Consider the following 13,422-nt stretch of genomic DNA (forward strand, 5'->3'; position numbering starts at 1 on the left):
TCGCTGGAGAAGTGCCCCTTGACCAAACGATACACAACCTACGGTTGCGTAGGTTTGCGTTACAGAAGGCGTAGCGCTGGGAGAAACTCCACTCTCGAGGTAAAACGGTTTCTGTGATCCGCTCGGCCATATCCACCGACCTACCCGCACTGCAACAGATCGAGATCGCCGCGGGCGAACCGTTCCGAGACATCGGGATGGACGCCATCGCAGACGATCCACCGCCGACGCTCGACGAGTTGAACGATTTTCTCGCAGCCGAGCACATCTGGGTTCAGACCGACGCGAACGACGTACCCGTTGCGTACGCGCTCGTCGAGATCGTGGACGGCGGTGCGCATATCGAACAGGTCTCCGTTCACCCCGATCATGCCCGCAAAGGCCTCGGAGCTCAGCTGATCGACGCCGTCACCGAATGGGCGGCGGACCATCACCACGATCTCGTGACTCTGACGACGTTCGTCGACGTTCCGTGGAACGCGCCGTACTACGAGCGACTCGGGTTCGTGCGTCTGGCCGAGAACACGCTCTCTCCCGGCCTGATACGCATCAGAACGGACGAGCAGTCGTCCGGGCTGGACGCCTGGCCGCGGGTGACGATGAGCCGCCCGTCACACGGTCCGGCGCCGGCGATTCAGGAACTGGCCGTCCACGCACCCGAACGGACGAACTCGTCCAGCACTGCCGTCGGACCGAGCAGGTCGATCCCTTCCGACGCCACCCATTCGTCGTTGTAGTACGTCCCCGAGTAACGCTCTCCGCCGTCGCACAGGAGGGTGACGACGCTGCCGCTGCGCCCGGCCGCCATCATTTCGGCAATCAACGCAAAAGCTCCCCACAGGTTCGTCCCCGTCGAGCCGCCCACTTTGCGCCCCAGGGCCGCGCTGGCGTGCCGGGCGGCCGCGATCGAGCCTGCGTCCGGCACCTTGATCATTCGGTCGACCACCTGACCGACAAAAGACGGTTCGACGCGCGGACGGCCGATGCCCTCGATCCGGGAACCTCGAGTACCGACGATCGACGGATCGCTCGCTCGCCACGCGTCGAAAAACACGGAGTGCTCCGGGTCCACCACGCACAGCCCCGTGTCGAATTTCCGGTAACGAAGAAAGCGGCCGATCGTGGCACCGGTTCCGCCCGTCCCGGCTCCGACGACCACCCAGTCGGGAATCGGATGTTCCTCGTGTTCGAGCTGAGTGAAGATCGATTCGGCGATGTTGTTGTTTCCGCGCCAATCCGTCGCGCGCTCGGCGTGGGTGAACTGATCCATGTAGTGACCGTTCAACTCACTCGCGAGCCGATGCGATTCCGAGTAGATCGACGACGGATCGCTCACGAAATGACAACGTCCCCCCTGCGCCTCGATCAACGCGATCTTGGCGGGACTCGTGCTCGCGGGCATCACCGCGACAAAATCCAGGCCCAGCAACTTCGCGAAATACGCCTCGCTGACAGCCGTCGATCCGGACGACGCTTCGATGACAGTGGTCTCTTCGGTAACCCAGCCGTTGCAGATCGCGTAGAGGAAAAGCGACCGTGCGAGTCGATGCTTGAGACTCCCCGTGATGTGGGTCGACTCGTCCTTCAGATAAAGCTGGACGGTCCAGTTACTCGGCAGCGGATAGCGCAGCAGGTGAGTGTCCGCGCTGCGTTGCGCGTCGGCTTCGATCAACCGCACCGCGTTGTCGACCCACTGGCGTGAGGTCCGACGGTCGACGTCGAGCGACCCCGTGGTCACCGCCCGTCTCCGCGCAGCTTGGAGCGAAGATCGTCACGATCGGACCGACGCTGGGCGTCGACCGCCGCAATGCCCGCATTGACACGCTTGCGCAGTTTCGCGAAGAGCAGCAACGACAGCGGCAGCGCGATCAGAACTGCGAACAGCGCCGCGACGATCAAGGGAACGTCCGTGCCGGCGAGCTTTCCGCCACCGATGATGACGGCACCGATCACGACGACAAGCAGCAGCCGAGCGACCGAGTACAGCACCACGTCGCGGGCTAGTTGACCCTTGGTCACCGGCCCGGAAGCCGACTTTGCTTGCCCAGAGTTTGCGGAAGGTTTACTGGCCTTGACCGGCTCAGAAGGAACATTTTCGGGGTTTTCAGACAACTGACTCACCCTCTCAGGTTACCCATTCCGAATACGGGTGGGACCGAGCCCGCTATATCCATTTTGTCCTTTACTTAAACATTACTTTTTCTTGAAAGATCGACTACCCGGCTATATCTGTGCAAACATTGCGCTACCACTCAGAAAACGGTCGAATGTGAGCGAAGGACTTCGAAACAAACTCGACGCAGGTTTTTGGCAACTGGTCGACACACCGGTTCGGAACCAAAGTTCGGAATCACTGCTCGGTTCGGAATCACTGTTCGTCAAACGTTCGACATCAACATGGAGGACCTCACAATGAGCGCACCAACCTTCAATACCGCCGCAGACGCACTCATGACGCCCGGACAGGTAGCGGCATTGTTTCATGTCGATCCCAAGACCGTGACCCGCTGGGCACACGCAGGACGACTGGGCTCGCTTCGCACGCCAGGAGGACATCGTCGATTCCGTGAGACCGAGGTCATGCAGCTTCTGCGCTCGCTGACCACCGAAGCAGACAACAACTGAGCAACTTCAGCTCACTTCGAAGCACTTTGCGGTACCCGACAGATCTTGCAGTACCCGACAGATACAGCACTAGCGCACTGAGCCGAAACGCTTGTCCGCACCACTTCTGGTGAAGCGGGGCGGAGACTGAGTAGGCTCGACTTCAGTTCCCTGAGGAGGTGCGCCGTGTTGTATCTGTTGGCGTTGGTGGGTTTGGTGACATTGATCGTTCTGATGTGGAAGGCATTCGGGCCCGATCCGTCGACGCGCACCCCGGTGAGCGGTGTACGCGGGCCGGATGACGATCCCGAATTCCTGTGGAATGTGAACCAGCAAACACGACGCAAGCGCACGGAAGGTCCGGACGTACCGCCGACTGACGCGTCGACGTAGCGTCCGGGCTCGCCCGGCTATCCGATTACCGCCCCGTCAACGCGAACGGGGAGGCCGGAAAGTCCTGCGCAACCACCGCAGCCAACTCCAGCACCGCTTCCCGAGTACCTGGACGCAGCCGGTCCAGATCGATTTCGGCGCCCTCTTCCAAATGCGGATCGAACGGAATCAGTTTCACCGCTCGACAGCGCTGCTCGAAGTGCTCGACGACCCGCGGCAGATCAACCTTGCCCGTGCGAGGCCGTACCGCGTTGATGACAGCTACGGACGTGGCGACCAGCCTGCTGTAACCGTGAGCGTCGAGCCAATCAAGGGTTGCGGAGGCGCTACGTGCACCGTCGACGGAACCGGAACTGACGACGATCAACGAATCTGCACCTTCGAGAATGGCCTGCATCGCCGAGTGCATCAATCCGGTGCCGCAATCGGTCAGAACTATGCTGTAGAACTTCTCGAGCATGTCGACCGTGCGCGTGTAGTCCCCACCGCTGAAGGCCTCTGAAACTGCTGGATCGCTGTCGGAGGCAAGCACTTCGAGCCGGTGTCGATTTTGCGATGTGTAGCCACGGACGTCGCTGTACTTCTCGATGCTGTTCTCGTCGCGCAGCAGGTTTCGCACTGTTGCCGGAGTTTCGAGCGGGATCTTCTGGCTCAGCGTTCCCCGGTCGGGGTTTGCATCGACAGCGACGACGCGATCGCCGCGGATCGAGCCGAACATCGACCCCAGTGTCGCTGTGGTCGTGGTCTTTCCGACGCCGCCTTTGAGACTGAGCACCGCAACCTTGTAGCAGCCCTGCAGCGGCTGGTTGATCTGGCGCGTCAACTCGACGAGGTGCTGCTCTTTTGCACCGTTTCCGAGGTTCACCGATCGGCCGGACAACGTGTACAGCGCCTTGCGCCAGCCACCCACCGGGGCAGGCCGGACAGGCCGCTTGACGAGGAGCGCAGCCGAGAGATCTTGCGCAGTCATCGGGAGAGCTGACTCGAAGCGACTGTCCGGAGCCGAGGTGAGTCCGGTCTGCGGCATCGGAGCGCGAGTAGGTGGCGCCGTCGGCGGGGCCATCGGCACGGCCTGACCATTTTGGAGGGCGTGGCCGTTCTGCACCGGCGCAGCGCCGGGATGACCGAACTGCCGAATCGCGGGATTGGGCGGATGGACGCCGGGCGAAAAAGGTGCCTGCGGTTGCTGGAGCGGTCTCGCGGATGAATGCGCCGTCGGGCCGGGCTGCAGGTTCTGAACAGGCTGCAGGTTCTGAACAGGCTGCGAATTCTGAACAGGCTGCGGAACGCCAGTTCGTGAATCCGGAAGCGACCCTCCACGATTCGTAGGTTCGTAGGTCTGCATCGGCATCGCAGGCGAGGTCGAGAACTGGCCGTTGATCGGGCCTGGCTGCGCTGCCGGATACTGGATGACCGGAGTCTTGGGACCTGGTACCGGAGCCGCTGGGGTCGTCGTCGGCGGCGGAGCGGCGGGTGCACTGGGCGCCTGGCCGGCGACTTGCTGGAGCGGCCCGGAGTCGACCGGGGCCACGAAGAGACTACGAACGTCGCTGGGAACCGAGTCCGATGACGGCTCGGGCGCGGATGCGCGCGGCTCGCGCCGCGTCGGCTCGGCAGGGCGCACCGGCTCCCACAATCCTGCTCCGGCGTCTTCAATCTTGTCGGCCATCTCGCCGCTCCCCCTCGTCGATCCCACAGCTACCAGACAGCTAGTAATTCGCCAAGCTGCATCGTAACTGTTGCCCGCCCCTGACGTACCTACCGGTAATACCTACAGACCGGTCGGCAGCCACCCACGGTACCTCGAGAGGGTCAGGTGAGGCCCGCGTAGGAGTGCAAGCCGGAGACGACCATGTTGATGATGAAGAGATTGAACAGCATCGCAACAAAACCGGCGATGTTGATCCAGGCGGCCTTCGTCTCGCGCCACCCGGACGTTGCCCTCGCATGCAGGTAGGCCGCGTAGATCACCCAGGCGATGAAGGACATCGTCTCCTTCGGATCCCAACCCCAGAAGCGTCCCCACGCAGCTTCCGCCCAGATGGCACCGAGGATGACGCCGGCGCCGAACAGCGGAAACGCGATGATCGTGCTCTTGTACGCCAAGCGGTCGAGAGTCTGGGCATCCGGCAGTCGCTCTGCGATCCGGCCACCGATGCTCGTGCCTTCGTCACCGGGCGGGAACTTCAGTCGCAGCAGGAACAGAAGGCTCGCGATACCGCCGATCATGAAGATTCCGGAACCGACGCTGACGATCGTCACGTGAATCGGAAGCCAGTACGAGCGCAGCGCCGGAACCACGGGAGCCGCGTCGGCGTAAAGGACCGTGCCGGCGAGGAACATCAAGATCAGAACCGGCACCAGCAAGAAGACCCACATAGGACGGTACGCCGGCTTGATCAACAGGACGTGCCCGACCAGCAACGACGCCGCACACGCCATCGCCACGAATTCGTACATGTTGCCGAGCGGGAATCGTTCCGTCGCAAATCCGCGGAGCACGATCGACGCGATGATCAGCACCGTTCCGACGACCAGGACAGCTCGGCCCATTCCGCCGAATCGTTCCGAGAGCGACTTGCTCGGAGTCTCCGCGACCCTGCCAGGCACGGATGCGTCGACACCGCCGGCGGAGACCAGTTCCTTGTCCTGAACCGCCTTTGCTCTGGCCGACGCGTACTGCACGATGAGCAGCACAAACGCCAGCACGAGCACGGTGAAGGCGGACTTGAAGGCCCAGTCGCTGTACTGCGCGAGTGTCTCGTTCGTTGTCATCGGGCGTTCTCCTGCGCGTGCGGTTGGTTCACCGCGGTGGTCGGATTGCTTTTCAGCAAGCGGTCGGCGAGGCGGTCGAACTCGTCGCCCCAGCCTGCGTGGTCGGTGCGGGCAAGCCCACCAAGTTCTACTACAGTACGTCGTTCGTCATCTGGATAGATACGTGCCCAGACGCGGCGACGCTTGATCACGAGCGAGACGAGTAGGCCCGCCATCATGGTCAACGCCGAAACCAACACCCACACCTGAGCGGGATCGTGGGAGACCTGCAGGTTCACGAAGTCGACGGCACCATCGAATCGCACCTGGGTTCCGTCGGCAAGCGTCGCGCTCTCCCCCGGAAACAGATTGACTCGATCCTGCTTGACCAGTCGGCCCTGATTGATCAGTTCGGTGTTGAGTTCGAACAGCGATTGCGGGTTACCGGTATCGAGTCCGGTGTCGCCCTTGTAGATGTCGATGGCGACTGCCGGATCGTTCATCGCCGGGTAACTCGACGACAGCAGGTTGCCGTGGAACAGCGCGGTGGGCGCGAACAATCCTTCGATGGCAATCTGATTCTTCCGACGCTCGTCCGCATCGGGATACATGCCGCCCGGCGGGTCGAAGCGCATCGCGCCACTGCTCAGGAACGTCGTGGCGTCGTCCGGACGCCACTGGAGCGTCTCGGTGCGGGTCTCACCGTTCGGGAACGTGACGGTAAATGTCGGCGCGTATCCGTGTCCCTGCAGGTACACACGATCGCCGGCGATCCGCAGTGGGTGGTTCACCTGGATGGTCGTGTCCCGCCAGGTATCGGACTCGAGGTCGTCGCCTGCCTGGTACGAGATGTCCGAGGTGAACATCTCGGCCTGACCGGTCTCGAGGTAGTCGGCCTGGAAATTCTTCACACGTACACACAGCGGGGTCATGCCGGTGCCGTCGAGGCTCAGACCGGCGACGAAGGAGTCGAACACTGCCGGCGAGGTCGTGCAGAACCCGGGGCCGTCGTTGGCGATGACGATGCGATTGCCCTCGTAGCCGAACAACTTGCCCGCGGCGATCGCGATCAACAATCCGACCAGCGAGAGGTGGAACACGAGGTTGCCGAACTCGCGGAGGTATCCCTTCTCCGCCGAGATGGTGATCTCGCCTTCGCGTCGTGATTTCGAATCGCCGCGACGCGTTTCGACGCGCCACCCGCGCAGTTCTTTCGACACCCGGGCAGCAAGTTCGTCGGGAGTCTCGCCGTCCACGACGCTCGTGGTGTGGTGCGGCAGGCGAGCAAGATTGCGCGGCGCATTCACCGGACGGGTGCGCAGCGCCTTCGCGTGCTCCACGCAACGCGGCAGGATGCAGCCGACCAGCGAGATGAAGAGCAATGCATAGATCGCGGTGAACCAGAAACTGCTGAACACGTCGAACAATTCGAGGCGGTCCATCCACGGACCGAGCGTCGGACGCGCGGCGATGTAGTCGGTGACCTTGCCCTCGTTGAGGGTTCGCTGTGGCAGCAGGGCGCCGGGGATCGCAGCGAGCGCGAGGAGGAACAGCAGTACCAGCGCGGTCCGCATCGAGGTGAGCCCGCGCCAGGTGTTGCGCCCGAGTGCAACGACTCGACCGATCACCGACTGCTTCGGCAGCACGGGTTTCGGGTGGTCGTTATTGTCGTCAGCTGTCATATCGGCAGCGTCACCTCCGAGATAAATGCGTCGCGAACCCAGCCGACGAACTGGTCCCACGCGCCGGTGACGAGGGCGATTCCCACTGCCACCAACATGATTCCGCCGAAAATTTGAATGGTGCGTGCATTACGACGCAACCAGCCGACGCCGGTCAGCGCGCGCGCCGATCCCAGCGCCAAGATGATGAACGGCAGGCCGAGTCCGATGCAGTACGCGACGATCAACGTGACACCACGCGCGGCGGTCATCCCGTCGGTTCCCGCCGCTACGGACATCACGCCTGCCAATGTCGGACCGAGGCACGGCGTCCAGCCCAGAGCGAACACTCCCCCGAGCAGCGGCGCACCCACCAGTGACGACACGCGACGCGGTTCGAAACGAACGTCCTTCTGCAGCGCCGGAATCAGCCCGATGAAGACGAGACCCATTGCGATGGTGACGACACCGCCCACTCGCATCAGGACCTCGCGGTTGACGAGCAGCGTGGAGATCACGCCGAATACCGACGCGGTCGCGAGGACGAACACAACGGTGAAGCCCGCGACGAACAGTCCGGCCGCACCGGCCACCCTCAGTCGACTGCTCCGGGTGATCGTCCGCGTCTTCGCCTCTTCGGCGGTGATCGCGGGAGCGTCGGCACCGACGACGCCGGCCAGGTAGGACAGGTAGCCGGGAACGAGCGGCACGACGCACGGTGAAGCGAACGACACCAGACCGGCGAGCACACAGGCGCCGAGGGCGAGCAGAAGCGGACCGGACGACGCCGCGTTCTGAAACGCTTCGCCCACACCGGCACTCAATGTGTCGCTGCCGGCCAGCAGCGTAGTGGTCGTGGTTGTCATCTTTACTGCGCGTCTTCCTGAGCTACTCGCTGGACGACGGGCAGTAAATCCTCGGCGAGAAGTTCTTGGAGGAACACCGCGGCGACGCGATGCTGGCGGTCCAGGACGATCGTCGTCGGAATGACCGACGTGGGGTAGCCGTCACCGAGGGCGATCAGCGAACGCATCGACGGGTCGTAGATCGACGGGTACGAGACCTTGTTGTCGACCACGAAGTCCTGCGCTTTGTTCTTGGTGTCGTCGCGGACGTTGATGCCGAGGAACTGCACGCCCGAATCCTTGGTCTGCTCGTAGACCTGTTCCAGGTCGTCGGCTTCGGCGCGGCACGGTCCGCACCACTGACCCCAGACGTTGAGAACGACGACCTTGCCCTCGAAGTCCTCGACACCGACCTTCTGACCTTCGTTCATCAGGTCGGGCCCGGAGAGCTTGCCGATGGTGCCTCGGTCGGACGGCGGATCGTAGAAGATCTTGGTTTGTCCGCCCGGTGAGACGAAGTCGAAAGTTCCGCCCTGTGCGACGGCGTCATCGCCGGTCGCGCAGGACGAGAGAAGAAGCATCGCCGACGCAGCGGCTGCGAATGCTGCGGCGATGCGGCGCGAAATCATGCTCCTGTCACTCTCGGGTCGGAGGCGCCGGCAGGTTCGGAGTAGACGATGTCGACCAGGGTGTCGCCTTCGTAGACCAGTGACGTCAACGACGCCAGTCCACACTGACGGTGACGGGGATCGTGCCACAGACGCTCACCCTGCAGGAATCGACGCAGAGTCCAGACCGGAAGCTGATGGCTGACGACGACGGCTTCGTGTCCGACTGCCGCGACGCGTGCGGCATTGACGGCTGCGAGCATGCGATGGGCGATCTGCAGGTAGGGCTCGCCCCAGGACGGGGTGAACGGGTCACGCAGTTTCCACCAGTGACGCGGACGCGAGAGCGCACCGTCCCCGACGGCAACCTTGAGACCCTCGAACTCGTTGCCTGCCTCGATCAGGTTTTCGTCCGTGACGATGTCGAGCTTGTGTGCCTCGGCGATCGGAGTCGCGGTCTCTTGTGCCCGCTGCAGCGGCGACGCGACCACGTGGGTGATGTCGTGATCGGCGAGCACCGACGCGACCGCACGAGCCTGAGCTTCGCCCGCCACCGACAACCGGAAACCCGGGAGCCGTCCGTAGAGGATCCCGCGCGGGTTGTGTACTTCGCCGTGGCGCAGGACGTGGACGATGGTGCGGGTGGACGTGTGGTCGGGGTGATCGGCGTCGGTCACAGTCGAGGGTCCTCGCTGAAGATGATGGATGTCGGAAGCGTGCGGGTGTTCTGGAACTGGAACTGCTCAGGGCTTGACGGCAGCAGCTGCGGCCTTGGCTGCGTGAGGCATGGCGTCGGCGATGATCGAGAAGGCTCGATCGTCGAGGGCTGCGGAGACGAACCACGCTTCGAACGCGCTCGGCGGCGGGTACACGCCGCGGGAGAGCAGTGCGTGGAAGAAGGCGGGGAATCGCCAGGTCTGCGCGGCTTTGGCTTCGTCGTAGTTGGTCACCGTGTTCTCGGTGAAGAACACGCTCACCAAGGTGCCTGCGTACTGCACTCGGTGTTCGACGCCTTCGGCGGTGAGTGCTTGGGTCATGAGGTCGCCGAGGGCGGTCGCGTTCCGGCCGAGCTTGGCGTACACCTCGGCGTCGGCGGCGCGCAGGCTCGCGAGTCCGGCGGCGACGGCTACGGGGTTACCCGAGAGGGTGCCTGCCTGGTAGACGGGACCGTCCGGTGCGAGGTGGCCCATGATGTCGGCGCGGCCGCCGAATGCTGCGGCGGGCAGGCCGCCGCTCATGACCTTGCCGAAGGTGTAGAGGTCGCCTGCGACGTTGTCGATGCCGTACCAACCCGAGGCACTGACGCGGAATCCGGTCATCACCTCGTCCATGATCAGGAGTGCGCCGTGCTCACGGGTGAGACGACGCAGTCCCTCGTTGAAACCGGGAAGCGGTGCGACGGCGCCCATGTTTCCGGCGGCAGCTTCGGTGATGACGCACGCGATGGCGCCGGGATTGGCCGCGAAGGCCGCGGCCACCGCGTCGAGATCGTTGTAGCGCACGACGATGGTGTCTTCGGCTTGAGCGCCGGTAACGCCGGGAGAGGTCGGCAGCCCGAACGTCGCGAGGCCGGATCCGGCGTCGGCGAGAAGGGCGTCGACGTGGCCGTGGTAGCAACCGGAGAACTTGACGATCTTGGTCCGCCCGGTGAATCCGCGGGCGAGGCGGACTGCGCTCATCGTGGCTTCGGTTCCGGAGTTGACCAGGCGAACCTTTTCCACGGGCGCGACGCGGGCGACGATTTCCTCGGCGAGGGCAACTTCGCCTTCGGTCGGCGCACCGAAGGAGAGACCTCCGAGGGCTGCTTCGCGAACGGCTTCGACGACTGCCGGGTGAGCGTGCCCGAGAATCATCGGACCCCAGGACGACACCAGGTCGACGTAATTGTTTCCGTCGACGTCGGTGAGGGTGTAGCCGGATGCTTCGCGAATGAATCGCGGTGTTCCGCCGACCGAACCGAACGCGCGGACGGGCGAGTTGACGCCACCCGGAATCACGTTGCCGGCACGTTCGAAGAGCCGAGCGGAGTTCGTTGCATGCACGTCGGGATCACCGGAAGACACAGTCACGGCTTCCAGTGTCCCAGTTCTGTCGAATCTGACAACGACAGGGTGTAGGACTTCGGTGCTCGAGGCGAGTTTTCCGGTCGAACCGGGCCCCGCGTGAGACGATTCCGGGCATGAAGCGACTGTTGACGACGCTGATGGTCTCGGCTGCGATTCTTCTCACATCGTGTGGTTCGGACGCTTCGAACGACGACAAGGCGACAGTTTCGTCGCCGCCGAGCGCCACCGACTCGGCTCGAACCACCGCAGCGACGAGCACCGACCCCGCGTTTCTCGGCGGGTGTTCGGCGGTGTCCGTCTACGTTCAGCAGCGTGTTCAGAGCGGCGACACGTCGACCCAGACGGCAGGCGCCGACTTCCTGAAGATCGTCGAGAACGACCCTTCGTACCAGGCTATGTCCGAGAGCGAGAAGGAACTCTTCCGCCAAGGAATCGAAGCGGGTGCCGCAGGCTCCTGCTGAATGTGAGGTTGGGATCGAACCGGGTTGCCCGCGGTGCGCTACGCGCTATCGTCGGTTCCATGGCCACCACAGCGGACCACCTCAGGACAACACTCGACGGACGCTGGCGGGAGGTGCGTGAGCGCGTTCGCGGCGAATTGAACGACGAACGTTTTGCTCCGCACTACACACCCAACACCGCCATTGCGCGCTCCAAGGCTCTCGAACAGATGCGGGTCCTCGCCGATCTCGGGTACGCCGCAAACGGTTTCGCCGTCTCTCACGGCGGAACGGGCGACGCGGGTGGCGCCGTCACCAGCATCGAGATGCTCGCGATGTCCGACCTCTCCCTGATGGTCAAGGCCGGCGTCCAGTGGGGTCTGTTCGGCGGCGCCATCGAAAACCTCGGCACCGAGCGTCACCACCAGGCGTACGTCAAGCCGCTGATCGATCTGGACCTGCTCGGTTGCTTTGCGATGACCGAGACCGGTCACGGCAGCGACGTCCAGGAACTCGAAACCACGGCGACCTACGACGTCGAGACGGGCGAGTTCGTCGTCAACTCCCCCACTCCGTCCTCTCGCAAGGACTACATCGGCGGCGCTGCCCAGCACGCCACCGTCGCAGCGGTGTTCGCGCAGCTGATCACCGGAGGCGAAAGTCAGGGCGTCCACTGCTTTGTCGTGCCGATTCGTGACGACGCCGGCAACGACCTCCCCGGCGTCACGACGTCCGACTGCGGGCTCAAGGGTGGACTGCCCGGAGTCGACAACGGCCGCATCGTCTTCGACCAGGTCCGCATCCCGCGTGAGAATCTACTCAACCGTTACGCCGACGTCGCCGAGGACGGCACGTACAGTTCGGCGATCGAGAACCCGAACCGTCGTTTCTTCACGATGGTCGGCACACTGGTTCGTGGACGTGTCACCGTCGGTGGTTCCGCGGCAGCGGCCGCCCGCGTCGGATTGGCCATCGCCGGTCGATACGCCCTGCAGCGCAGGCAGTTCAGTGCTCCGAAGAGTGACGACGAAGTCCTGATCATGGACTACCTCGTCCACCAGAAGCGTCTGCTGCCGTTGATCGCCCGCTCGTACGCTCTGCAGTTCGCACAGAACGAACTCGTCGCCGCGATGCACGACATCCAGAGCAGCGACGACCCGGATCCGCAGGAGCAGCGCGAACTCGAAGGTCGCGCCGCCGGACTCAAGGCCGCCAACACCTGGCATGCCACTCGGGCCATCCAGGAAGCACGCGAAGCCTGCGGCGGCGCAGGCTATCTCGCCGAGAACCGCCTCACCGCACTCAAGGCGGACACCGACGTCTTCACCACGTTCGAGGGTGACAACCACGTTCTGACGCAGTTGGTCGCAAAAGAACTCCTCACCTCCTACGCCGACGAAGTCCGCGGCATGAGCCCGGTCGACTGGATGCGCTTCGCCGCTACGACGGTCTCCGACGTGGTCAAGAAACGCACGGCAGCGCAGCAGATCCTGCAGACGATCGTCGACACTCGCCAGGACAACGAAGAGGACGGCAGCCTCTTCAATCGCGGCACCCAGATGAAGATGTTCGAAGACCGCGAAGAGTACCTACTCGCCACTGCGGCAAGGCGATTGCAGGCAGCGCAGAAGCGCGAGGAGAACCCGTTCGACGCGTTCAACTTCGTGCAGGACCACGTACTCAAAGCCGCTCAGGCGCACATCGAGCGCGTCATCCTGGAAGCATTCGTCGCCGGCATCGACTCGTGTGAGGACGAGACCGCGAAGGAACTCTTCGGCGAGGTGTGCGATCTCTACGCACTGTCCGTGATCGAAGAGGACAAGGCCTGGTTCATGGAGCACCGGCATCTGTCGGTGGAGCGTTCGAAGGCCGTGACGCGCGGAATCAACGAGCGTTGCCGCACCCTGCGCCCCCACGTCGAGACACTGATCGACGGGTTCGGCATTCCGGACATCCTGCTGGGGTCCGCGATGCTCGACGGACCGGGCACCGACGCGGTACGGCTGAAGTAAAGGGTTCGGGTGGGGTCGGCAATCGCCGGCCCCACCACA

The 13,422-nt window shown here is 63.6% G+C and carries 14 protein-coding genes; 5 read left to right on the forward strand and 9 right to left on the reverse strand.

Annotation, left to right across the window (positions count from 1 at the left end; all coding sequences use genetic code 11):
* The first annotated feature begins 113 nt into the window (after positions 1-113).
* Positions 114-737, forward strand: coding sequence for a GNAT family N-acetyltransferase (locus QM609_RS25590; protein ID WP_063314764.1), 624 nt, complete (start codon positions 114-116; stop codon positions 735-737).
* On the opposite strand, the gene cds1 is transcribed toward QM609_RS25590, so the two are convergent.
* Positions 635-1,738: an L-cysteine desulfhydrase Cds1 gene (gene cds1, locus QM609_RS25595; RefSeq protein WP_063314765.1), complete on the reverse strand. Its 1,104-nt coding sequence runs from the start codon at positions 1,736-1,738 to the stop codon at positions 635-637. The genes QM609_RS25590 and cds1 overlap by 103 nt on opposite strands.
* Positions 1,735-2,121, reverse strand: a complete 387-nt coding sequence (locus QM609_RS25600) for a DUF4229 domain-containing protein (RefSeq protein ID WP_030535490.1) — start codon at positions 2,119-2,121, stop codon at positions 1,735-1,737. Before QM609_RS25600 ends, cds1 begins: the two co-directional genes overlap by 4 nt.
* 291 nt (positions 2,122-2,412) lie before the next feature.
* On the opposite strand from QM609_RS25600, the gene QM609_RS25605 reads away from it, so the two are divergent.
* Entirely contained in the window at positions 2,413-2,625 is a 213-nt protein-coding gene (locus QM609_RS25605; RefSeq protein ID WP_003942029.1) for a BldC family transcriptional regulator, read from the forward strand.
* A gap of 165 nt (positions 2,626-2,790) precedes the next feature.
* Positions 2,791-2,997 carry a hypothetical protein gene (locus tag QM609_RS25610; protein WP_003941996.1) on the forward strand — a complete coding sequence of 69 codons (207 nt, stop codon included), beginning with the start codon at positions 2,791-2,793 and terminating at the stop codon, positions 2,995-2,997.
* A 25-nt stretch (positions 2,998-3,022) separates the two neighbouring features.
* On the opposite strand, the gene QM609_RS25615 is transcribed toward QM609_RS25610, so the two are convergent.
* From QM609_RS25615 to hemL, 7 genes are all read right to left on the reverse strand, one after another.
* Complete coding sequence (locus QM609_RS25615; protein ID WP_083745032.1) at positions 3,023-4,666, reverse strand: MinD/ParA family ATP-binding protein; 1,644 nt, start codon at positions 4,664-4,666, stop codon at positions 3,023-3,025.
* A gap of 143 nt (positions 4,667-4,809) precedes the next feature.
* On the reverse strand, positions 4,810-5,772 hold the full coding sequence (gene ccsB / locus QM609_RS25620) for a c-type cytochrome biogenesis protein CcsB (RefSeq protein ID WP_003941951.1): 963 nt from the start codon (positions 5,770-5,772) through the stop codon (positions 4,810-4,812).
* Positions 5,769-7,433: a cytochrome c biogenesis protein ResB gene (gene resB, locus QM609_RS25625; RefSeq protein ID WP_042453041.1), complete on the reverse strand. Its 1,665-nt coding sequence runs from the start codon at positions 7,431-7,433 to the stop codon at positions 5,769-5,771. Before resB ends, ccsB begins: the two co-directional genes overlap by 4 nt.
* Positions 7,430-8,278, reverse strand: a complete 849-nt coding sequence (locus QM609_RS25630; protein WP_007735278.1) for a cytochrome c biogenesis CcdA family protein — start codon at positions 8,276-8,278, stop codon at positions 7,430-7,432. The genes resB and QM609_RS25630 overlap by 4 nt, the downstream gene beginning before the upstream one ends.
* A gap of 2 nt (positions 8,279-8,280) precedes the next feature.
* Complete coding sequence (locus tag QM609_RS25635; RefSeq protein ID WP_007735280.1) at positions 8,281-8,886, reverse strand: TlpA disulfide reductase family protein; 606 nt, start codon at positions 8,884-8,886, stop codon at positions 8,281-8,283.
* The gene (locus QM609_RS25640) at positions 8,883-9,542 is read right to left on the reverse strand and encodes a histidine phosphatase family protein (RefSeq protein WP_003941868.1); all 660 of its coding nucleotides are present in this window, start codon (positions 9,540-9,542) and stop codon (positions 8,883-8,885) included. The genes QM609_RS25635 and QM609_RS25640 overlap by 4 nt, the downstream gene beginning before the upstream one ends.
* 66 nt (positions 9,543-9,608) lie before the next feature.
* Positions 9,609-10,934 (reverse strand): glutamate-1-semialdehyde 2,1-aminomutase, encoded by a 1,326-nt coding sequence (gene hemL / locus QM609_RS25645; protein ID WP_037129903.1) that lies wholly within the window; start codon positions 10,932-10,934, stop codon positions 9,609-9,611.
* A 110-nt stretch (positions 10,935-11,044) separates the two neighbouring features.
* On the opposite strand from hemL, the gene QM609_RS25650 reads away from it, so the two are divergent.
* Together QM609_RS25650 and QM609_RS25655 are read left to right on the forward strand one after the other, a co-directional pair.
* Positions 11,045-11,392 carry a hypothetical protein gene (locus QM609_RS25650; protein WP_007735283.1) on the forward strand — a complete coding sequence of 116 codons (348 nt, stop codon included), beginning with the start codon at positions 11,045-11,047 and terminating at the stop codon, positions 11,390-11,392.
* A 59-nt stretch (positions 11,393-11,451) separates the two neighbouring features.
* Positions 11,452-13,383, forward strand: a complete 1,932-nt coding sequence (locus tag QM609_RS25655) for an acyl-CoA dehydrogenase family protein (RefSeq protein WP_024487810.1) — start codon at positions 11,452-11,454, stop codon at positions 13,381-13,383.
* The last annotated feature ends 39 nt before the right edge of the window (positions 13,384-13,422 follow it).

It is taken from the genome of Rhodococcus sp. IEGM 1302, assembly GCF_030056935.1.
Taxonomy (GTDB): Bacteria; Actinomycetota; Actinomycetes; order Mycobacteriales; family Mycobacteriaceae; genus Rhodococcus_F; species Rhodococcus_F qingshengii.